General features: G+C 57.3%; 19 protein-coding genes. 11 read left to right on the top strand and 8 right to left on the bottom strand.

The features are described from left to right. Window positions 1-97 precede the first annotated feature (97 nt). Window positions 98-805, bottom strand: coding sequence for a maleate cis-trans isomerase family protein (locus ACR0NJ_RS12505; protein ID WP_480817465.1), 708 nt, complete (start codon window positions 803-805; stop codon window positions 98-100). After that, the gene (locus ACR0NJ_RS12510) at window positions 802-1,947 is read right to left on the bottom strand and encodes a M24 family metallopeptidase (RefSeq protein WP_480817466.1); all 1,146 of its coding nucleotides are present in this window, start codon (window positions 1,945-1,947) and stop codon (window positions 802-804) included. Before ACR0NJ_RS12510 ends, ACR0NJ_RS12505 begins: the two co-directional genes overlap by 4 nt. Before the next feature lie 166 nt (window positions 1,948-2,113). Between ACR0NJ_RS12510 and ACR0NJ_RS12515 the strand changes: the two genes are divergently transcribed. Further along, on the top strand, window positions 2,114-3,298 hold the full coding sequence (locus ACR0NJ_RS12515; RefSeq protein ID WP_480817467.1) for a M24 family metallopeptidase: 1,185 nt from the start codon (window positions 2,114-2,116) through the stop codon (window positions 3,296-3,298). A gap of 32 nt (window positions 3,299-3,330) precedes the next feature. Here ACR0NJ_RS12515 and ACR0NJ_RS12520 read toward each other — a convergent pair whose 3' ends face one another. Then, complete coding sequence (locus ACR0NJ_RS12520; protein ID WP_480817468.1) at window positions 3,331-4,173, bottom strand: LysR family transcriptional regulator; 843 nt, start codon at window positions 4,171-4,173, stop codon at window positions 3,331-3,333. Between the two features lie 107 nt (window positions 4,174-4,280). Here ACR0NJ_RS12520 and ACR0NJ_RS12525 point away from each other — a divergent pair, with 107 nt between their 5' ends. Genes ACR0NJ_RS12525 through ACR0NJ_RS12545 form a run of 5 tightly spaced genes read left to right on the top strand, consistent with a single transcriptional unit; the run spans window position 4,281 to window position 9,077 of the window. Further along, window positions 4,281-4,880, top strand: coding sequence for an amino acid synthesis family protein (locus ACR0NJ_RS12525; protein WP_480817469.1), 600 nt, complete (start codon window positions 4,281-4,283; stop codon window positions 4,878-4,880). Beyond that, the gene (locus tag ACR0NJ_RS12530; RefSeq protein ID WP_480817470.1) at window positions 4,852-5,640 is read left to right on the top strand and encodes an alpha/beta fold hydrolase; all 789 of its coding nucleotides are present in this window, start codon (window positions 4,852-4,854) and stop codon (window positions 5,638-5,640) included. The genes ACR0NJ_RS12525 and ACR0NJ_RS12530 overlap by 29 nt, the downstream gene beginning before the upstream one ends. After that, on the top strand, window positions 5,637-6,554 hold the full coding sequence (locus tag ACR0NJ_RS12535; RefSeq protein ID WP_480817471.1) for a flavin reductase family protein: 918 nt from the start codon (window positions 5,637-5,639) through the stop codon (window positions 6,552-6,554). Before ACR0NJ_RS12530 ends, ACR0NJ_RS12535 begins: the two co-directional genes overlap by 4 nt. A gap of 3 nt (window positions 6,555-6,557) precedes the next feature. Then, complete coding sequence (locus tag ACR0NJ_RS12540; RefSeq protein ID WP_480817472.1) at window positions 6,558-7,592, top strand: LLM class flavin-dependent oxidoreductase; 1,035 nt, start codon at window positions 6,558-6,560, stop codon at window positions 7,590-7,592. Window positions 7,593-7,601: 9 nt separating this feature from the next. Then, window positions 7,602-9,077, top strand: coding sequence for an aldehyde dehydrogenase (locus ACR0NJ_RS12545; protein ID WP_480817473.1), 1,476 nt, complete (start codon window positions 7,602-7,604; stop codon window positions 9,075-9,077). Between the two features lie 203 nt (window positions 9,078-9,280). Here ACR0NJ_RS12545 and ACR0NJ_RS12550 read toward each other — a convergent pair whose 3' ends face one another. Then, entirely contained in the window at window positions 9,281-9,886 is a 606-nt protein-coding gene (locus ACR0NJ_RS12550; RefSeq protein ID WP_480817474.1) for a DedA family protein, read from the bottom strand. 246 nt (window positions 9,887-10,132) lie between these two features. Between ACR0NJ_RS12550 and ACR0NJ_RS12555 the strand changes: the two genes are divergently transcribed. Beyond that, window positions 10,133-10,711 (top strand): SH3 domain-containing protein, encoded by a 579-nt coding sequence (locus ACR0NJ_RS12555; protein WP_480817475.1) that lies wholly within the window; start codon window positions 10,133-10,135, stop codon window positions 10,709-10,711. 295 nt (window positions 10,712-11,006) lie between these two features. On the opposite strand, the gene ACR0NJ_RS12560 is transcribed toward ACR0NJ_RS12555, so the two are convergent. Next, complete coding sequence (locus ACR0NJ_RS12560; RefSeq protein ID WP_480817476.1) at window positions 11,007-11,885, bottom strand: LysR substrate-binding domain-containing protein; 879 nt, start codon at window positions 11,883-11,885, stop codon at window positions 11,007-11,009. A gap of 117 nt (window positions 11,886-12,002) precedes the next feature. Between ACR0NJ_RS12560 and ACR0NJ_RS12565 the strand changes: the two genes are divergently transcribed. Together ACR0NJ_RS12565 and ACR0NJ_RS12570 are read left to right on the top strand one after the other, a co-directional pair. Then, complete coding sequence (locus tag ACR0NJ_RS12565) at window positions 12,003-12,752, top strand: SDR family oxidoreductase (protein WP_480817477.1); 750 nt, start codon at window positions 12,003-12,005, stop codon at window positions 12,750-12,752. 17 nt (window positions 12,753-12,769) lie between these two features. Then, complete coding sequence (locus ACR0NJ_RS12570) at window positions 12,770-13,159, top strand: ectoine synthase (RefSeq protein WP_480817478.1); 390 nt, start codon at window positions 12,770-12,772, stop codon at window positions 13,157-13,159. 60 nt (window positions 13,160-13,219) lie between these two features. Here ACR0NJ_RS12570 and ACR0NJ_RS12575 read toward each other — a convergent pair whose 3' ends face one another. Then, a complete protein-coding gene (locus ACR0NJ_RS12575; protein ID WP_480817479.1) occupies window positions 13,220-14,872 on the bottom strand; it encodes an adenylate/guanylate cyclase domain-containing protein in 1,653 nt (550 codons plus the stop codon). A 305-nt stretch (window positions 14,873-15,177) separates the two neighbouring features. Here ACR0NJ_RS12575 and ACR0NJ_RS12580 point away from each other — a divergent pair, with 305 nt between their 5' ends. Both ACR0NJ_RS12580 and ACR0NJ_RS12585 read left to right on the top strand, forming a co-directional pair. Beyond that, window positions 15,178-16,137 (top strand): helix-turn-helix transcriptional regulator, encoded by a 960-nt coding sequence (locus ACR0NJ_RS12580; protein ID WP_480817480.1) that lies wholly within the window; start codon window positions 15,178-15,180, stop codon window positions 16,135-16,137. 117 nt (window positions 16,138-16,254) lie between these two features. Beyond that, window positions 16,255-17,247 (top strand): MBL fold metallo-hydrolase, encoded by a 993-nt coding sequence (locus ACR0NJ_RS12585; protein WP_480817481.1) that lies wholly within the window; start codon window positions 16,255-16,257, stop codon window positions 17,245-17,247. Between the two features lie 436 nt (window positions 17,248-17,683). On the opposite strand, the gene ACR0NJ_RS12590 is transcribed toward ACR0NJ_RS12585, so the two are convergent. Together ACR0NJ_RS12590 and ACR0NJ_RS12595 are read right to left on the bottom strand one after the other, a co-directional pair. Then, window positions 17,684-20,803 (bottom strand): efflux RND transporter permease subunit, encoded by a 3,120-nt coding sequence (locus tag ACR0NJ_RS12590; protein ID WP_480817482.1) that lies wholly within the window; start codon window positions 20,801-20,803, stop codon window positions 17,684-17,686. Next, window positions 20,804-21,949 (bottom strand): efflux RND transporter periplasmic adaptor subunit, encoded by a 1,146-nt coding sequence (locus ACR0NJ_RS12595; protein WP_480817483.1) that lies wholly within the window; start codon window positions 21,947-21,949, stop codon window positions 20,804-20,806. It abuts the gene before it with no gap. Window positions 21,950-22,050: the final 101 nt, after the last annotated feature.

The raw sequence follows: 22,050 nt of genomic DNA on the forward strand, positions 1-22,050 counted from the left end.
GGATTTCATTGATCAGTAGGCCGCAGTAAAAACCATGCGGTGGGCACTTGGCAACATCAGATGATGCATTTGCACATTTTCACGTCATATTTACTATTTAGTCAGCACAGTTGAGGCGGCGCATGTGCCATGCAAGGCTTTGATTACTCGACAGAACAGGCTTGCCGATCCTGTCACGAATCTCAGGGATCGCCTTGAGAGTTCGAAGGTTGGTGCAGCTCAGAAAAACGGCTTCAACCGACGGGTCGGAGCCCAGTTTTGTCGCGGCTTCGACCACAGACTGGACGGAAATCCGCGCGACCTTTGCTTCTTCGGCCTGCCCGAATGTTCCGAATACATCCATCGTTATCCCGTTTTCCAGAAAGGCGTTGCGTAGGGGGGCGTTGACCTCTTCAATGTACGGGGAAAGCAACGCGAATTTGGACACGCCAAGGTCTGCGGCACAGGCCGTGGCCGCGCGCAAAGGGTTTGTCACTTCGTCTGTTTTGCACGCCTGCTTCACAAGCTCGGCCACACGTTCGGACCCAATGACTGAACTGGCCGAGGTGCAGCCATACCCCACCACGCGATACGGTCGCGCGTTTGGCAGCAATCCCGCCGCTGCGGGCAGAGCCTTTTCCATTTCGGCCAGGCTTTCCGTCGTCACCTCAATCCCGCTGGGTATCCGCGTGATATGAAGCGGGCACGCGCGGTCGGCGAAATAGGCGCTGAACTCGGGTTCGATCGTTTCGTCGACCTGCAGAACGATCAATCCCAGCGGAGAGGTCCCAGTGTCATCGTCCAGCGTGTAGGGAATGTAGGTCATAGCTCGATCATCTCCGGCCCGATACGCGGGCTGATAAAGCGAGGGGCATCGTCGGTCACAACGATGTTTTCTTCGTGAACAAGAATCTTGTCGCCAACGGCAATGCCCGGCTCCAGCGTCAGCACCATACCGGGTTCAAGAACAGTGTGATCGGTCGGAATCAGCGAGGGGCACTCGGTCAGTGACATGCCCAACCCGTGGCCCAGCCGTCCGGCATCTGTGCCTGCGGAGTCTCTGGTCAGCACCGCATTCATCGCATGAAAAAGGTCCGCAGCGGTCGCGCCCGGTCGGGCGATTTCGAACGCTGCATCCGACGCTTCGATCAGCTGAGCGTGAGCAGATTTCACCTCTGGCCGCGCCGGGCCAATGGACCAGTTGCGGTCGAAGTCGCTGAAAAACCCGTCCCAGACCAGCCCCGTGTCCAGCATCAGCACATCGCCACCCTTCAGCGGCACGGGCGAAGCGGGTGAAATCACGTCCGCGTACCCCCCCTGCTCTGCCCCGCCTGCCAGATAAGGCACCCAGTCGGCACCCTCTTCTAGACATAGGACCTGGAACCGGCGAAAGATTTCGTCCAGCGGCACACCGGCCCGGGCGATCTCGGGCACGCGGGCGAAGGCGCGCCCGGCAATGCTGCACGCTGTTTCGATTTTGCTGATCTCGGCCCCGGACTTGACCATACGCAGTTGGCGCAGAATGCCGTGATCTCCGGTGAGGCGGCGCGGGCCGAGGCTGTTTCGCAGGCGGTCGATATCCGCCATCGGCATGCGCACATGTGTTTCGTGACCGTCCGGCATCCCGATCCGACCCGACGCAGGCGTCAATTCCGCCAATGTATCAGCCAGTAGCGAGACACCGTCGTCCTGCAGATCGGGCGAGCTCCATGTTCGGATGTCATCAATCCAGGTTTGCCCCATAAGCGCGGCCCCGATTGAGGGGATCACGGCCACCGGTTTACCCGCTGTAGGTACGATCAGAAACCAGGGGCGGGTCGGGCTTTCCCAGAACCGGGTCAGGTATCCGGTAAAGTACCGAACATCGGTTTCCGTGGTCAGCAGCAGCGCCGACAGACCTTCGGCAACCATCAACTCTTGCGCGCGTGTGGTGCGCGCTGCGAACTCGGCCGGCTCGAACCCTCTCATCCCACGGCCTTTGGGTCAGTGCGCGGTGGAACGTGCGTACACAACGCTTGCCGTGACCGGCTTGGATTGCTGGCAGACTTCATAGAACCCCCGACTATCATCCGTTGACGTGAGCCGATCGGTAGAGTTCTGTCAACCAAACTCTGTTGTAATACCGGAGAGGCCAATGACCCATTCCGACCCAGCCTTCAGCCCGGCAGAATATGACCGCCGCCTTGCCAAAACCCGCGACGCCATGGCTGCCAAAGGACTAGACTGCCTGTTTGTCGAAGACCCCTCGAACATCGGGTGGCTCACCGGCTACGAGGGCTGGTCATTCTACGTCCATCAGGGCGCTCTGATCTTTCTGGAGGCAGACCCGATCTGGTGGGGGCGGCAGCAGGACACAAACGGCGCGCTCCGCACGGTATGGATGAGCGACGAGCGGGTCTTTGGATATGCAGACCACTTCGTACAGTCGACCACGCGGCATCCGATGCAGGATCTGGCGAGGCTGATATCCGACTGTGGGCATGGGAACAGTCGGATTGGAGTAGAACTGGACAATTACTACTATTCGGCCAAGGCCCATCAGACATTGGTGACCGAGTTGCCCAATGCGACGCTGATTGATGCAACCGCCTTGGTGAACTGGCAACGGGCCGTGAAATCCGACGAAGAGATTGCACTGATGCGCAAAGCCGCCCGTATTTCCGAGTTTGTGGTGGACGGCGTCCTTGACCGCGTTGAACCCGGACTGCGCAAGAACGAGATGGTCGCTCAGATTTACCACGATGCGATCACCGGCGTCGGAGAGGATTGGGGGGACTACGCAGCCATCGTGCCCCTTGTGCCATCGGGACCAGACGCCGCCGCGCCCCACCTGACCTGGAACGGGGATGTCTTCAAGCGTGGCGAATGCACCTTCTTCGAGTTGTCGGGCTGCTATCGCCGCTATCATGCGCCGTTCACCCGGTCGGTGTTTCTGGGCCAGCCGCCCGATCAACTCAAAAGGGCTGAGGCCGCCTTGGTCGAAGGACTAGAGGCCGGTCTGGCCGCCGCGAAACCCGGCAATCGCGCGAAAGACATTGCCGCAGCGCTTGCGGCCCCACTGGAACGCGCGGGCATCGAGCGCGGTGCGCGTTGCGGCTATCCCATCGGCCTCAGCTATCCACCGGATTGGGGCGAACGCACGATTTCGCTGCGGGCCGAGGATGAAACGATCCTGGAAGCTGGCATGACATTTCACTTCATGCCCGGGCTATGGATGGACGACTGGGGCCTTGCGATCACCGAGTCGATCCTGATCAAGGACAGCGGACCGGCAGAGTGTTTGTGCAAGCGGCCCCGCAAATTGTTCGTGAAACCATAAAGCGCGGACGGCTAGGTTTTGCACAGGACTGGTCAATCACCAACCTGCTCCAGCAACCAGCTATGAAACAACGCGGCAGCGGGGTTGGAAGCGTTCGAGGATAAATAATACCCTTCGTTGCTTTCGACCGAGTGACCATGTGCGCGTTCGACCAAACCCGTAGCAATCGCGTGTTTCGCCAGCAGTTCACTGACCAGGGCGACACCGCCGCCATGCACCGCCAACTGCAGCGCCATACCGAATGTATCAACAAAAACGGTCGGCTGACGCTGCAAACCCTGCGTCTCAAACCATGTCTTCCACCCGGTGGATGTGCCGACCGCCTCGATCAGAGGTAGGTCAGACAGGTCGCCCACAAGCGTTGGCGATTTAAAAGCGATCAGCCGGTCCGGCGTCAGGCGTTGTGCCCCCTGCCCCACCTGTTTCTGCGACCCGAACCTGACCTGAACATCAGCTTGGGATGCATGAAAATCGTCGGGCCAGATCGCACTCAACAACCGCACGCTGATCTCAGGGTAGCGCGTGGTGAACTCGGACAGGTTTGGGGCGATAACCCATTGGGCGATGCTGACAGAAGTCGCCACGGTCAAAGTATCTCCGGGAGCGCTGGCATCGACCCTTCCGGCGGCAGCGGCCAGTGCTTCGAGCGCGCTGCCGACCTCGGGCAGTAGTTTTCGCCCGGCATCGGTCAGGGTCAGGCTTCGGGGACGCCGGACAAAAAGAGTGGTGCCCAGACGCATCTCAAGTGATTTCACCTGCTGGCTGACCGCCGATTGTGTAAGGCCAATTTCCTCGGCAGCCGCCGTAAAGCTCAAGGTCCGAGCCGCCGCCTCGAAGGATCGGAACCAGGTCAGAGGTGGAAGTGATTTCGCCATTGATCAAGCCAGCCATTAGTCTTTTTACTGGCAAAGCACATAATTCAATCGTTTGTCAAAAACGCCACCCGTTTCTAACGTCAATCCGCGCGACAGGAGAGGGTGTGATGCAGCCGGACATACGTAAGATTGTGACCTACGATGAGGAGGTTCTTGTCGAAGGCTTCCGCCCTGCGGCCCCCCCGTGGCGGATGTTTGCCGTGGCCGCAGTGCTCACCAACCCCTGGGCCGGGCGATATGTCGAGGACCTCAAACCCGAAATTCAGGCTTATGGTCCCATCCTTGGCAAGATGATGACGGACCGCATGATCGCGCTGGCCGGAAGCGGCGGCGCCATCGAGGCCTATGGCAAGGCCGCTGTTGTCGGGCTGAATGGCGAGGTCGAGCATGCCTCGGGCCTGATCCACACTTTGCGGTTCGGCAACCATTACCGGCAGGCGGTCGGTGCAAAATCCTATCTTGCGTTTACCAATACGCGTGGTCCGGCGAATGCGCCGATCATGGTGCCATTGATGGACAAGAACGATGCCGGACGACGCTCGCACTATCTAACCATTCAATTCTCGATCCCGGACGCGCCGCGCGACGACGAAATCGTGGTTGTTCTGGGGGCGGCAACCTCGGGCAGACCGCATCACCGCATCGGAGACCGCTATCAGGATCTCAAGGATTTGGGCCATGACGTGGACAACCCGGCCGCGGTCTGAGATCGGCGGGCTCGTCGCAATTCAAACCGGATCCGGCCCCGATATTCTTCTGTTGCATGGCGTCGGATTAAGGGCCGAAGCTTGGGGCGCACAGTTGGACGGGTTGGCGTCAGTCGCCCGTCTGACCGCCCCGGATATGCCTGGTCACGGGGGCAGTCCCATGATCGGTAACGATGCCGGTTTGTCAGAATACAACGATGCCGCACTGAATGTGCTGTACAGCCTCAGCGGGCCGGTGCTTGTGGTCGGCCATTCGATGGGCGCGATGATCGCGCTTGATTTGGCCACCAAAGCTCCAACGCAAGTAGGTGGCGTCGTAGCCTTGAACGCCATTTTCGAGCGGAGTGCCGAGGCGACGCAGGCGGTTCAGAGCCGCGCTGCAGAACTCGATGGCCGGGCACAGGTCAATCCAAGTAGCACTTTGCAAAGATGGTTTGGCGATGCGGCGTCTCCTGAAATGGAAGCGTGCCGCAATTGGCTGACAGCCATGAACCCAGCCGCCTACAAGCAGGCATACACGGTCTTTGCCCATAGCCAGTTCCCCCAACCAGACGACCTGCAAAAGATCAACTGCCCCGCGCTTTTCATGACCGGAAGCCTTGAGCCGAACTCTACCCCCGACATGTCGCATGCGATGGCGGGCGCGACATCGAAGGGGCGCGCGCAGATCGTCGAAGGGGCGGCCCACATGATGCCGATGACCCATGCAACGCAGGTCAACGCCGCCATTTCCAACATTCTGAGTGAGGTGCACCCATGACCAAACTCGACCCGCGCGAACTTCGTCGTGCATTCGGCAGTTTCATGACAGGCGTAACGGTTGTGACAACCCGCGATGTTGCGGGCACGCCGCTTGGCTTCACTGCGAATTCCTTTACTTCAGTTTCGCTCGACCCGCCGCTGCTGTTGGTCTGTCCGGGCAAGAATCTGTCTTCGTACGACCATTTCGCATCCTGCAGCCACTTTGCCGTGAATATACTGGCCGAGGGGCAGGAAGACGTATCCAACACATTCGCGGGTTACAAAGGCGACAGATTTGCCAAAGCAGACCATCGCCTCGATGCACACGGCGTTCCGCTGATCAATAATGCAGTCGCCACGTTTGCCTGTCGAACTCATCAAGTGGTCGAGGCCGGGGACCATTGCGTTCTGATCGGACAGGTCGAGGGGTATTCACATACCGAAGACCCTGCGCTGGGCTATGCGAACGGCAGGTATTTCAGTCTGGGTCTGGAACGCGGCGCGCTTGAACCCACAGGGCGAAAGGTCGTTTGCGGTGCAATCATCGAACATGCAGGGCGTGTGTTGCTAGAGAAAACAGATGCCGGATACCGACCGCCCCAAGTCACTCTATCCGACCGGCGTCAATTGCGGGACGGCCTGCGGCAAGATTTGACAGATCGCGGGATCAACGCGCGTCTGGGCGTTGCTTATTCCGTCTATGACGATGCCACGACGCACCATGTCTACATTCTTGTCTCTGCATCGGATTTTCCGCGCCATAGCAAACTCAGGGCCGTTGCGATTGAGGATCTGGCGTCTCTCAACTTTGCGACCCCACCAATTGCCACCATGATGTCCCGTTTTGCGCTGGAAAGCCAAACCCGCGACTTTTCGCTTTACTTGGGCGACGCGCAACAGGGCGACATGCATAGCCTTTCGGAAAGGACCTGAATGATGGAGTTTTCCCTTTTTGCTCACATGGAACGGCTAAGCCCCGACCAACCCCATGAAAAGCTGTATGAAGAGTTCATTGAGCTGTGCAAGATGGCGGATGAGGCGGGCATGCGCGCTGTCTGGACCGGTGAGCATCATGGCATGGATTTCACCATCGCACCCAACCCGTTGATGTCGCTGGTGGATATCGCCCATCACACCAAGAACGTGCGGCTCGGCACCGGCACAATCGTCGCACCGTTCTGGCACCCGATCAAACTGGCCGGCGAAACGGCTGCGGCGGACCTTATGACCGGTGGCCGGATCGAGTTGGGCATCGCGCGCGGGGCCTATTCCTATGAATATGAACGGCTCATGCCCGGTCTGGATGCGTGGGAGGCCGGGCAGCGCATGCGAGAGATCACACCGTTACTACCCAAGCTGTGGAACGGTGACTGCGCGCATGAGGGTGAGTTCTTCCAATTCCCCGCGACGACCTCGGCCCCCAAGCCCGCGCAACCCGGTGGACCGCCCATCTGGATCGCAGCGAGGGACCCGAACAGCCACGAGTTCGGCGTGCACAATGGCTTTAACATTCAGGTGACGCCGCTCTGGCAGGGTATGGACGAGATCGAAACGCTGATGGGCCGCTTTAAAGATGCCTGCACCAGCTATGACGGCCCCCGCCCCAAGATCATGCTGCTGCACCATACCTATGTTGGCAGCGACGATACGGATCTGGAACGGGCCGCGCAGGAACTGTCGCGGTTCTACAATTACTTCGGAGCCTGGTTCCAAAACAAGCGCCCCGTCCAGCAGGGGCTGATCCAGGAACTGACCGCTGAAGAGATGGCGGCAAACGCGATGATGGCACCTGAAAACCTGGCGCGCGATCTGACAATCGGAACCGCAGACGGGGTGACGGACCGGCTGAAACGGTACGAAGATCTGGGCTATGATGAGTATTCGTTCTGGATCGACAGCGGCATGAGTTTCGAACGCAAGCGTGCATCACTGGCCCGCTTCATCGACGATGTAATGCCAAAGTTTCAGTGAGGTACGGCAATGCAGAAACCACACTTTCAACTCTACATTGATGGCACATGGACCGAGGGGGCACGCGGGCAAGTGATGACCTCGCAAAACCCTGCGACGGGTCGGGACTGGTCCAGTTTCGCCTGCGCCGCGCCCGAGGACGTGGACCGTGCCATCTCGGCTGCGCGTCGGTCACTGAATGACCCGGAATGGCGCGACATGACGCAAACTGCACGCGGTAAGCTGTTGTTCCGGCTTGCGGAACTGATCGAGAAAAACGCCAGACGTCTTGGCGAGCTAGAGACGACAGATAGCGGAAAGCTACTGGCCGAAACCGCAGCCCAGACGGCCTATGTCGGTGACTACTACCGCTATTACGCAGGGCTTGCGGACAAGATCGAAGGCGCAGTGCTGCCAATCGACAAGCCGGATATGCATGTCTTTACCCGGCGCGAGCCCATCGGTGTGGTGGTCGCAATCGTGCCCTGGAACGCCCAGATGTTCCTGACCGCAACCAAGCTTGGACCGGCGCTTGCTGCCGGTTGTTCGGTCGTACTGAAGGCATCCGAAATTGCGCCTGCCCCATTGCTGGAGTTCGCGCGCCTGATCGATGAAGCCGGATTTCCGCCGGGTGTTGTGTCGGTCATAACAGGAGATGCAGAAAACTGTGCCATCCCCCTCACCCGGCACCCGGACGTGGACCGGATCGCCTTTACCGGTGGGCCTGAGACGGCGCGTCACGTGGTGCGCAACTCGGCTGAGAACTTCGCGGTGACCACGTTGGAACTGGGCGGCAAATCTCCGATCATCGTTTTTGACGATGCTAATCTTGATGGCGCGGCCAACGGCCTGATTGCGGGAAACTTCGGTGCCTCCGGCCAAAGCTGCGTGGCCGGTTCTCGGGGGCTGATACATCGCCCGGTTCTGGAAGCCCTCACCGCCAAGATCGAAGAAAAGATGCAGGATGCCATCGTCGGAGACCCTTTGGAGCCTTCCACACATGTCGGCCCGCTCTGCACCGAAGCTCAGGTTGCCAGAATTCAGGCAACCTTGGCCAAGGCCGCAGACCAAGGCGCGCGCATCCGTTTTGGTGGGGCACCACTGGATCGGGCGGGCAATTACATGGCCCCGACGCTGGTGGAATGCTCAAGCCCCGAGACCGAGACGCTGAAGGTCGAGATGTTCGGCCCCATAATGTCGCTGCTGCCTTTCGAAACGGAAGAGGAAGCCATCGCATTGGCCAACGACACACCGTTTGGGCTTGGAACCGGCATTTTCACCGAAAACGTCGCCCGCGCCCATCGCGTTTCATCTCGTTTGAAATCGGGAATTTGCTGGATCAACACCTACCGCGCTGTGTCGCCGATTGCCCCCTTCGGTGGTTACAATCAATCCGGTTACGGCAGAGAAGCCGGTGTCGAGGCCATTCACGATTATACGCGAACCAAAACAGTCTGGCTGAACACGTCAGATCAGCCGATGTCGAACCCGTTTGTGATCCGCTGAGGGGGCGTCGGGTTACTTCGAACCGGTTTCAGACGGGCCAGTAGAGGTATCATGTTCAAACGCCAAGTCCGCACCATTGGGCAATGCTGGCGCGAGCTTAAAAGTAGCAACCAGCACAATGGGTTCACTACTATCCCTAGGGCAATCGCAAAGCCCAACTATGCTGTACTTTGTCAATTTCGGGTTGTTTTTGCGCCAAAGGATCAGGCCCTTTTTATCGCGCTGCGGCCAAATACAAATATCAGCACTAAGACCACGGGTATCAAAACGGCTCCGACCAGCGAAATGTGATGCAGAACGTTGTGTAGCAGAGAAAGGTGCTGCCCGAACTGATATGCGAGTGTAGTCCAGAAAATGACCCAAACAGCCGAGCCCACCACGTTTGCAATGAAAAACTTTGCCCATGGCATGTCTGCGGATCCAGCAACCAACCCATTGAGTTGCCGCAGCAACACGAAGAAACGCGCGCACGCCACGACATAGGCCCCGTATTTCTCTATCACGCGTTCTGCGGTTTCATACTTTGCCTCTGTGATACCGAAACGCGCCCCGTAGGTCAGGATGGCCGCTCGGCCATATCTGCGCCCAATCAGGTAGGCAACGTTATCCCCGGCAATGGCCGCAACCGTTGCAACCACTGCGACCGCGACGATGTTCAAAGACCCTTTTGCCGCAAGCGCCGATGTTGCAACCAAGGCGCTTTCGCCCGGAAGGGGCAACCCAAACGTCTCAAAGAAAATCGTAGGGAACAAGGCGATGAGCCCGTAGTTTTCAACAAGACTTGCAAAATGTTCTGCGAGGTTGTGCATCTTGAAGTCAGACCCTAACGAAATCGATTGCAAGTTCTAGGTGAATAACTTGAACCTGATACGCCAAGCTTTGCGTGCAGTTCACAAGCCCGAGCATCCGGCAAAGTAAAAAGGCTTTGAGAGGTCCGTCAAGCGGCACAACCGGGTCTGATTGAACGCAAGCGTGAACGAGGACAAGAGAGCCTTGACTGAGATCAACAGGAACGGTGTAGTTTCTGCAAAACCCAAATTCAAACAGGGAATCCGATGAAACAATTGCTGCTCACCATTAAGATCGCTCTATTTCTGCCGCTACTGGCAACCGCCGCCCTGTCCCAGACACAGGGCTTCACAACCACATCAGTCCACATGCGCGCCGGACCCGGTACAAACTATCCTGTCGTCGCGACGCTGCCGCAAGATGCGACGATCGAGATTTACGGCTGTCAGACAGGCTATAGCTGGTGCGACACGGGGTGGAATAGCGCCAGAGGCTGGATTTCATCCAATTACATTCTGACCGAAAGCGACGGCACAAAAAAAGTCATGAACCCGGTTGTTGCCGCCGCTCTGGGAATTGCGATTGTGGAATTCAGTCAGGCCTATTGGGAAAACCATTACCAAGCCTATCCGTGGTTCGCCTACTGGAACCAGTATTACCATCCGTACCACCCTTACCATCCCGTTCCGGGACCGTACTGCTATCACGCGCCTCAGGACCCGGCATGTCACTATGGCCCGTACTATCCCAACCGGCTGTATCAGCCCGCCCCCAACCAGCATCCGCATGGAAACGGCCACGGGCATCCGCACCATCACGGAGGGCACGGCCATCACCACCATTGATGCGGGGCCTTGGATTCCGGACAATGCACCGACTGTATCACTGATCTCGGTGAATATGAGAAATGCAAGCGCGCGCTCAACCACAAGCGCGCGCCGTTTTTGAGGCAGACGTACCAGCCAATTGCGCTCATCGAAACCTAAGTAGTTTCAGTTTTCCCAAGCAATGAAAATAACCCAAAGCCGGTGATCTTCCTCATGCTTTTGGGGGAGAATTCGCACGCACTACGCCCAAGCCGGCCTCGGAGTTTCATGCACCATCAACCGCTTTCGAAGGGTTCCAATTTGAACGCAGAACTCAAATCGACATGAGCCATTTCTTGAAAATTCTCACCGTGACCCGCTCCTGATCGCCGGGGCGGCAGACAAAGTATAGCGCTCGGTCCAAGGGAACGCTGGTTTCATCCAGGCGGATCAACCGACCAAGCTCCAAATCCCTCTCTGCCAAGAGATGTCTGGCCAACGCCACGCCTTGGCCGTCTATCGCCGCCTCCAACAGAACCGCGCTGTCTACGTATTTGATGCTCTGCGCATTGATCCGATCTGTTCCAAGCCCAACTTGCGCGGCCCAGCTTTCCCAACCGACGTTGAAGGCATCTTGCAGCAATGGCAGGTCGGCCACATCGCAGGCACGCATTGGCAACTGCGTTTTCTGCACAAGAGACGGCGCAGCAACAACAACCAGTTCCTCTTTTCGTATTTGCTCATGATACAGCCCGTCCCAACCGGGTTCCCCAAACCGCAGGGCGACATCGACCTCGGACGTATCAAAGTCCGCGAAGGCATCATTGGTGTCCAGCAACAAAGCGATACCTGGATGTTCCTGCTGAAACGAACTGAGCAACGGGACCAGCCATTTAAGCGCAAGTGATGTGGACAGAGACACCGTAATCGACTGGCGGTGATGTAACCGCTTCACCTCCATGACGCCCAGTTGCAGGGCAGAAAATGCCCCACGTGTTGACTGATGCAGGCGTTCCCCGGCCTTGGTCAGCTCAACGCCATTGGGGCGACGGTGAAACAGCGTCACGCCAAGGTGCAGTTCCAGCAGCTTGATCTGCCGACTGATCGCCCCGTGGGTGACGTTCAGAACATCCGCTGCCTTGGTCAGGCTGGAGTGAGTCGCGGTTTCGTCAAAGGCTTGAAGGGCACGAAGGTGCCTGAGGTTTTCTGCCATGTGAGGAAATCTAACAGCAAAGCCTCAAAACTCGATAGGCGCGTTTGTTCTCGAGTAGTTACACTGATTTCATCTCAAAAAACCTCACACGCAACGCGCTCAACGAAAGGAAACACTATGCCCGAGGTCAAAGTCGCTTTGATGACAGGCACAGGACAAGGGATCGGTCGGGGCTGCGCCATCGAAATGGCAAAGGCTGGATACAAAGTCTCGCTGATGTCTCCGTCCAACCGGTCTGTGGAACTGGCTGAGGAGCTTGGAGGGATTGGTCGCCGAGGCTCGGTGCTGGATGTGGACGATCTGCAAGCAATGATCGACGACACCATGAGCAAATATGGCCGAATAGATGCAATCGTCAGCAACATGGGCCACGGCGGAACGGTGCCGGAGGCCATCAAGACGGTGGGATTTGATCCCGACTTTGATGGGCCGCTTTTGGAACTCAGTGACGAATTGTGGCACGAAAGTCTGGACATGTACGTGCTGAACGTCGTCAAAATCGCCCGCATCGTCACCCCTATTCTGATCGAACAAGGCGGCGGCGCTTTCGTAAACATCTCGTCCATGAACGCGGTCGAACCACGTGCGCCCTATCCAATGAGCATGTTGCGCGGCGCATTGCACAGTTTCTCAAAGCTATACGGGGATCGTTACGCGCGGCACAACATCCGCATGAACAACCTGCTTCCTGGGTTCTGCGAAAACGTGAACCTTTCCGAACGCGCCCGTCGGGAAATCCCTGCCCAGCGGCCCGCAACATTCGAAGAAATTGGGCAAGCCTGCGTGTTTCTCGCCAGCGACGCAGCCCGATATATCAACGGGCAGAGTATTCTGTCCGATGGTGGTATGAATCGCGCGGTACGTTAGCAAATAGGCGGTGAAACATGATCGTTACGGCACTGAAAGATATCCTTGAAACAGATCGGGACGTTTCCGGCCCGGGTTGGAGCAGCAGAAGGTTGCTGCTGGCCTCTGATGGAATGGGGTTTTCTCTGACGGATACGATCATCAAAAAAGGAGCAGAGCTTGAGCTTGAATACACCCATCATCTAGAGGCGTGTTATTGCATCGAGGGTAAGGGTCAGGTCAGGGCGTTTGACAACGAAACCTGGAATGCTCTTGAACCGTTCACCCTCTATGCACTGGATCGGCATGACCGGCACGTGGTCCGGGCTACAGACGCTGACTTGCGGCTTGTCTGCGTCTTCACCCCACCGTTAAGTGGGCGCGAGGTGCACCGCGAAGACGGGAGTTATGCGCCGGCTGAAACCTGAGATCGCTAGGGGCCTTTCCAGCCCCCGCTTTTTGCTTCGGCGCAGGGTAGTTTCGATGGGCTATGCCGGGATCGGCCCGACGGGCAGACCAATGGCCTCTCTGACCGGGTCAGGCAGATGTAGGTTTTGGGCGAGGATATCTGCCTTCTCTGGCAGCGTTTCGGCCCGCTCCGCAGCTGTTTCGGCATCGGCCTGCCGCCCCGAATTTCTGAGAATCCACGCCGTTACCAACCACAAATGCCGGGAGTGCGGGCGCATTTCCGTCGCGTCCGAGATGGCCTCAATCGCTCGTTGCTGATCGCCTGCCATCATGTGGGCAATCGCCAGCGGATAAAGCCGATAGGGCAGAAAGGGATCTTCGGCGGAGCGATCGACAGCGTCAACTAAACTCTTCTGGGCAGCCTCCCAGTTGCCCGCAATAAGTTCGGTGTAACCGCTGGCCTCCATGCCCAGAACGTAGCTCGGGTTCAGCCGAATAACCCGCTCAATGTCCTTCCGTGCACCATGCAGATCACCCGCGATGCGCGCGCGCACCTGCGCCCGCGTGTACCAGCAATAGTCCGAGCGTGGCGCGGCCTGTACAGCCTTATTCGCTGCCTCGATGATCCGCGTGCGCAGGTCCGGACCAGCCTCGCGATAACAGGCCTCTAACGGGTACAGTTTGGCCTCGCACCACATGGCTAGCCCGGACCCATTCTCGGGATCAAGGCGCAGCGCCCGCTCGAGCAGTTTACCGGCATTGTGATAATCCTCGACCGTGGCACGATAGAACAGCATGGCCGCGCGGGATCTCAGCTCGCTGGGGCTGAGTTGATCGTCCGGAATGTCGCTCAATCGGTCGCCGTCAAAGGCGTTGATCTGTAGGCGCAACGCGTCTGAAAGCTGTTCAGCGGCCCGGTCGGTCAGTTCAAACAGATCCTGCGCATCTCCGTTCAAAAAGCGCGACCAGGTCACCTGCCCGTCGCCAAGGCGGGTCAGGGTTGAAGATATCCGTGCCTCACGGTTTCTGCAGCGCAACCTGCACTTCAAACTATAGGTCGCCTCGGTCTCGAATGTCGCATCCGTTGCGATCACGCGCACGCCGGTGCGGCGCGAAAGCCTGTGAACCAGTTGCTCTTGCAAATCGGCGCAGACCTCAAGCGTCTCTTGTGTTTCCGGGGCGCTTGTAACCGGCTCCACTGCAATCGAGGGCAAATCGGTATGCGCAATGTCGCGCGTCGCTTTGGGTCGCCACTGAAACCCGTTCACCGGATTTGCGAGGTTCTTCAGATCGAAGGTCCCGGCATCGCTGAATCCCTCGGCAAGCCGTTCGTCCAACTGCCGCTTGAGGTCTTCCGAGATCATCACACCGCCCGGTGGCGCCTCGGTCTGTAGGCGCGCAGTGATGTTGATGCCTGCACCATAAATGTCGGTCTCATCCTGAACGATCTCGCCCAGATGCGCAGCCATCCGCAGCCTTATTTTCTCATGACTGGCCAATGCCAGTTGCACGGACTGGGCGGTTTCGATGGCAGCTGACACCGATGGAAAAGCTATGATCCACCCATCGCCCATCCGCTTGAGTATCTCGCCGCCGCGTCGTACGGCCTCGGGTTCTAGGTGCCTATCCCGAAGTTCACGGACCAACTCGATTGCGCCCGACTGATCCGCCTCCATCGCGGATGTGTAGCCGACCATGTCGGCCATCAAGATCACGGCAAGGCGGGGTCCCATGCGGTAAGAGTATGTCAGCGCTCAAGTTTTGTCATCTTTTGAAAGCGAACGATGCGATTGCAGGCCTTCGCCATACTCGCCTGCAACTCAACCAATGTCGGCTCAGGCGGATTGGTATTACAACTTTGCCTCAACGCCGGTCGATGACACACTGGTCTTGAAACGGGTAAGATGTTCGCAAGTAGCCGTTCTGCAATACAGGGAATACATCGGATTGCCGTCGGTCAGGGGTAGATTGAGGTCCCTTGGCCAAACGATCGAACAGATTAATTCGCTCACAGAGTGTCAGAAGGCTGGAAGGCAAGATGGATCGACAAACGCCCGAGATACCCAAGGAAACGGTTCAAAGTTGGCAGCGAATCGTAAATCTGATCGCCAACTTGGCGGATGTTCCTGCCAGTCTGGTCATGCGAACGCATTCCCCGCACCATTCTGTGTTTGTTGCAAACGACACGAAGGACAGCCCCTACAAGGTCGGATTGAGGTTCAAGCTGCATGAAAAACTGTATTGCCACGGCGTTTTGAAACATGGCGAATTGCTGGTGGAAGATGCCACCCACGATGCCGAATGGGCAGACAATGACGACATGGAACATGGCATGAGTTTCTATGCCGGCTATCCGCTTTATTGGCCCGACAAAACTGTGTTCGGTACGATTTGTGTTCTAGACAAGCGACGCAATCCCAAGGCGATGTTGTTTCTCGAGGGGTTGAGGGAATTTGCACGGGTCATCGAGGCCGACCTGAAACTGCTGGTCGAGGCAGACACCCGCGCGCGGCTTGAGCGTCAGCTTCAGGACAGTCTGGACCAGCTGGAAAACCGGGTAGATGAACGCACCGCCGAGTTGGAAGAGGCAAACATTGCCTTGCGCGTTCTTCTCGAGAACGTGGAGCAATCGAAGGACGAATACGAAAGACGGGTCGCTCGCAAGATAAAAGGCCTCGTGGCGCCAGTCGTTGCAAAGTTGCGTGGCCGTCTGACCGGAAACCCGCGCGCAATGCTGTACTTGGACCTTCTGGAAGACAACCTAAGATCGGTTACATCCTCGGTGTCAGATCGTCTGGCTGATGTAATCGAAGACCTGACGCCCGCCGAGCAAGAGATCGCACTGATGGTCATGCGCGGGCACACCACCAAGGATATCGCGGCCACTTTGGCCCGCGAGCCAAGCACAATTGAGTTCCACCGGAACAACATTCGGAAAAAGCTTGGACTGAGAAAGTCCGGCCAGAACCTGCGCAGCAAGCTGCTTTCCATTCAGTAAACATGGGTTTTTCCCCCATGTTTTCCCCTTTCTTTTCCCATGTCAGCTTACAGTCGACGCGCTGTTAGGCTTTTCCCGGGCCGGAACCAGAGCCCAACTTCAACGGGGAAACACAAAATGGAAAGAGAAGATCTTAACCTCAAGCCAACATTGATCAATGGTCAGAAAGACGAGTTGACACAAGGCCTATCGCGCCGATCCTTCTTCATCGCGGCCGGAGCAGCGGGCGTAGGCGGGGCTGCCTCGCTTTTGTCCACAACTTCGGCACAAGCGCAATCGACCGACTGGACGCAGCCGGGCAACAACAACGGCGTCATCGAACTGCAAAAGACCACCGGCACTGCAGTCGACGGCGATCTGGGCATTGATTTCTACGGCCATTGTGCCTTGAAGTTTACTTCACCCAGCGGGGCAACGGTCCTGTTCGATCCGTGGCGCGATGATCCGTCCGGGGCTTGGGGTCTGTGGTTCAAGAATGAATTCCCGGAAACTCCGGTCGACATCTGTATGTCCACCCATACCCATTTCGATCACGACGCCATTCACCGGCCTGTCTCGACCATGGTTCTGGACCGGATGGTCGGCAATTTTGAATTCGCCGACATCAAGATCACCGGGTTTGCCGACAAACACGCCTGCAAGGCTCCGGGATGGTACAATTGGACGAATGCTCTGGCCGAATTCGGTGTCGAGGCCTGCCCGCCCAACAACGTCAGCCATATGGACATGGTGGTCTACGTGATCGAGGCCGGTGGCCTGCGAACCCTGATCTGGGGTGACAACCGGCACAACCCGCCGCAGGAATTCTGGGATGCCATTGGTGAGATCGACATTCTGACCCTGCCGGTCGATGGCTCGCAACATATCCTGAGCTACGGCCAAGGCGATGACATCGTTTCGCGTCTGAACCCCAAAGTGATCATCCCAACGCACTATCTGAGTGAAACGACCAGCTACACTCTGACGACGCTTCAGGACGCGGATGAGTGGGTTAAGTCGCAAGCCAGCTACAAGATGCTGGACGGTCCCAGTCTCTCGCTCGACGCGGGCGAGGTCGCTGGAATGGACAAAGAATTCATGTATTTCGGGAACCACGCACAAACCTCGTGATGGCATAACCGTAAGGCTGCTGCCTTGTTCGGACGGAAATGAAACGAGCGGCCATAGGAAATCAAAATGGCCGCTCGTTCGTCGTTTGATTTGTCTCGCAGTGGGCGTGAGACAAAGGTCACTACCGGTCAAGTTCTACCTCAGCAAAGTATCAATCACTGGCTGGAGTGGCACAACTTTACCCACGCTCATCCGGCTTCAACTTGTGTCCACCGGTGCCAGAAACCATGCTGGAAAACACCAAATCAGCGACCCAAAGACAGCTGGTGAATTGAGCTCTTATCGATTGAGTTCAACGAACCGGTGTGTCGGATTGAACGTTTCTGCGGTGCTAGTTGCTCCCTGACAGTTTTGAGATTCCTAGGTACGAGTCTGAGCCTTCTCTAGCGTGTCAGCTATGCCCAGAAGGCCATGAAACTGGCCCCGCGCGAACCATTCACCCCGAGGTCGCGCGCCTTTTTGTCAAACGTTCTCGCAGTCGTTCAATAACGACATACAAAACAGGTACAAGCACCAGGCTCAGGACCGTCGCGACAATCATCCCGCCAAAGACAGCCGTCCCAAGGGACCTGCGAGCCGCGGATCCGGCACCGCTGGCAATCACCAGCGGTATGACGCCAAGAATGAAAGCGAAGGCCGTCATCAATAGGGGCCTTATACGGATACGCGCGGCTTCCATCGCCGAGTCCTCAATCGTAAGACCCTCCTGACGTTGACGTCGGGCGAACTCAACGATCAGGATGGCTCCTTTGCTTGCGAGACCGATCAGCATGACCAATCCGATCTGGCAATAAATGTTGTTGTCGTAGCCGCGCAGCCACTGCGCGACCAGAGCCCCGAATATCGCAAGCGGTACTGCCAGCAATACCATCAGGGGCATAACGAAACTTTCATACTGGGCGGCCAGAAACAGAAAGGCGAAGATGACTGCCAGCGAAAAGAGGATCGGAGCGACGTTCCCGGCCTTGATTTCCTGATAGGCGTTGCCCGTCCACTCATAGGTGTACCCTCGGGGCAGCGTCTGTTTCGCCAAACTGTCCATTGCGGCGATCGCCTGACTGGAACTATGCCCCTCTCCGGCAGCACCGTTGATGCTGGTCGAGCGGAACAGGTTGTAGTGATTGATGCTACGCGCCCCGATCTGCGGTTGAACCTTAACCAAAGCGCTGAGCGGAACCATACTGCCTGCGTCGTTGCGGACGTACAGCCGACCAATATCTTCTTCCGCCTGCCGGGCATCTACGTCGGCTTGCAGATAGACTTTATAAACTCTGCCGTAGACGTTGAAATCATTGACGTAAACGCCGCCCAAAAACGTCTGCAACGCATCGAAAACGTCGCCAATTGAAATCCCTTCGGTCAGGGCCTTGGTTCGGTCAAGCTCGATATTTAGCTGCGGTGTGCTTGCGGAAAACGGGCTGTAGAGGCCAGACAGCTCAGGTCGGGCGTTTCCGGCCGCGACCATGTCCCTTGTCACCTGCTCCAGTTCCTGAAGCGAGCCACCGGTCGTGTCCTGCAGTTCGAACTGGAACCCGCCGGTGGGCGAAAGGCCAAAGATTGGGGGTGGGTTGAATGTGGCAAGTACGCCGCCCGGAATTTGGTCGAATTGCGCCTGCGCCTTGGCCATGATCTCAGTCACGCCCTCATCCGCACCCTTCCGTTGGTCCCAGGATTCGAGAACTGCGAACAGGTTGCCTTGGTTGGGGGCGGATGTGTTTGTCAAAATGCTGAAGCCGGTGAAGGTAATTACGCCTTTGACACCGGGCAGATCATGCAGAATTTCGTAAGCCTCATCGACGACCTTTTCGGTCTGGCCCAGCGCGGTGCCTTCCGGCGTTTCCAGACTGATGATGAAATAACCCTGATCTTCGTTCGGGATAAATCCGGCGGGGACGACGGTGAACATATAGACAGTCCCCGCCAACAAAGCCGCGAAACCCAGCGCCACTGGCTGCCAGACCCTTATGAACCAGCCAACCACCGCCTCGTAACGCCGTGTGAACCATGCAAATCCGACATCGAACTTCTGGATGATCTTTGCCTTTGGTCGTGCGCCACCCAGCAGCAACCCACATAGGGCCGGGCTGAGTGTCAGGGCATTGATGGCCGAAATCGCAACAGCGGATGCAATTGTCAGGGCGAATTGCTGGTACAGCTTCCCTGTCAGCCCGGGCATCAAGGCAACAGGAATGAAAACCGCCATCAAAACCAATGAGGTGGCGACAATCGGGCTGGTAACCTCGTCCATTGCGCGACGGGCCGCTACCTGTGCGTCCTTTTCGCCGTTTTCGATGTGCCGCGATACGTTCTCGACCACGACGATAGCGTCATCAACAACCAGACCGACGGCCAGCACGAGGCCGAACAACGTCAGCAGATTGATGGAAAAGCCCAAGGCCAGCATCAACGCGAAAGTGCCGATCAGACAAACCGGGATTGTGATCACTGGAATAAGCGCTGCCCGCAGGTTCGGCAGGAAGATGACAATGACAAAAACAACAAGCAGGATGGCCTGCCCAAGTGTCAAAAGCACATCCCGAATGGCCTCGCGATCGAAATTCGTAGTGTCGTAGATTACCGTATATTCCAGACCCTCAGGGAAGTCCTGCGACAGTTCGGTCATGGTTTCGCGAACCTGCGATGCCAGTTGCAAGGCGTTGGCACCGGGTAGCTGCATGATGCCAAGGCCCACCGTCGGGCTGCTATCGAGCGTTGAACTGAAGGAATAGTCCTCTGCGCCCAATTCCACACGCGCCACGTCTTTGAGCCTGATGACGGCACTATCACCGCCTACGCCCAGAACGATGTCTTCGAACTCTTCCTTGCTTTGCAGCCGGCCCTGTGCGGTCAGTGTCAGTTGGAACTTCTGGCTGTCACCGATGGGTGGCGCACCCAACGCACCAGCCGCAACTTGCTGGTTTTGTTCTGTGATCGCGTCATACACATCGGACGTGGTCAGGCCAAGGCTCGCCATCTTTTCGGGATCAAGCCAGATCCGCATGGCATAGACCCGCTCCCCCCAAACCATCACCGTACCAACACCCGGGATACGTTTCAGGCGATCCGTTATGTGAATGTCCGCGTAATTTGAGATGAACAATTCGTCGAATTGGCCGCTCGGAGAGATGAGGTTGACCCCCATGATCAGGTCAACCGACTCTTTTGTAACAGTCACGCCGGAGGCCACGACCTCGTCCGGAAGTTGCGCCATCGCCGTGGACACCCTGTTTTGCGTGTCCACGGCTGCGATACTCAGGTCGTACCCTTCCTCGAACGTAACCGTTATGTTCGAGGTGCCGTCGTTAGAGCTGGTCGAGGCCATGTAAACCATGCCCTCGACACCGTTGATCTGTTCCTCAAGGGGAATGGTCACTGCCTCTTCAACGACCTCGGCGCTGCCGCCGGTATAGGTGGCACTGACGACAACTGTTGGGGGCACGACTTCGGGGAACTCGCCAACGGGCAGCAGCGGGATCGAAATCAACCCGGCGATCACAATCACCAGCGCGATAACCGAAGCGAAGACGGGCCTGAAGATGAAGAACCGGCTCAGCATTCAGCCATCAGCCTTGTCTGCGGATGGCTTTTTGACATCCACAGCCATGCCCGATCGGACGCGTTGTTGCCCTTGCACGATCACTGCTTCTCCGTCCTTAAGCCCAGTCTCGACGATGCGACGACCTTCATAGCTGCGGCCAACGGTAACCCTGCGCATTTCGGCCTTGTCATCGGTACCCACGACGAAAACAAAGAAACCGGCCTGATCCTGAGCAACAGCCTCAGAGGGTACGGTGATCTGGCCTGACTGCTTGGTAAGCTGGATGTTCACGCTGGCATATTGACCGGGGCGGAGCGTTTTTTCCGGGTTCGGAAACACGGCACGCACGGCGATCGTACCTGTCGTTGGGTCAAGACCCGGTGCCGAGAAGTCAAGCCCACCTGCGTGCGGGTGTACGCTGCCATCAATCAACGCCACCTCAACCTTCAGGTTTGGGTTTGCCGATCTGTATTTTTCCAGTTCCAGAAACTGCGTTTCGCTGGGGCTGACATAGACAAACAACGGATCCATCTGGACCAGTTCGGTCAGAACGGTGTCGTTTGCCGAAACGACATTACCGATATCCTGATAAACCCGCCCGATCCGCCCATTGATCGGGGCGGATACGGTTGCGTAGTCAAGATTGACCTGCGCCGAGTCCACCGCTCCCTGACTACTGTCGAGATCCCCTTTGGCTTGGGCCGCGTCGGTAGTTGACCTGTCCAACTGTTCCTGCGCGACCGTCCCATCACTCGCCAGTGCGGAATAACGCGCCTCCTCTCTGCTTGCAAAATCGAAACCGGCCTGGTTTTTGTCTCGCTCGCCCTTGAGGCGTCTGAGTTCAGTTGCGTAAGGGCGTTTATCTATTACGAAGAGGGTATCGCCTTTGACGATATCCGTGCCCTCTTTGAAAGGGCGAGTTTCAATGTGACCATCGACACGCGACCGAATGGACACTGTGTTGGGAGACTCGGTGCGCCCGGTCAACTTTAGAAAAAGCGGCACCTCTTCCGTCGTTGCCTTGGCGACGACGACCTTCGGTGCGGAGGCATTTGTTGCCTCCGTCTCTTTCTCATAACAACCGGCAGTCAGGACCAGCAGGCCCAATGCAAGAAGATGGCGTGCACCCCTCTTTTCGTCCGTTTTCCCCTGCCTTCTACGCACTCAACCCTCCCCAAATCCAATGACCTGAATAACTTATAGCTTAATTTGCCAATATTCTCACCAACAACAGTTTCCTGGGTGCCTGCGATCATAGTTTTCCG

Source organism: Ruegeria sp. F11, assembly GCF_056533855.1.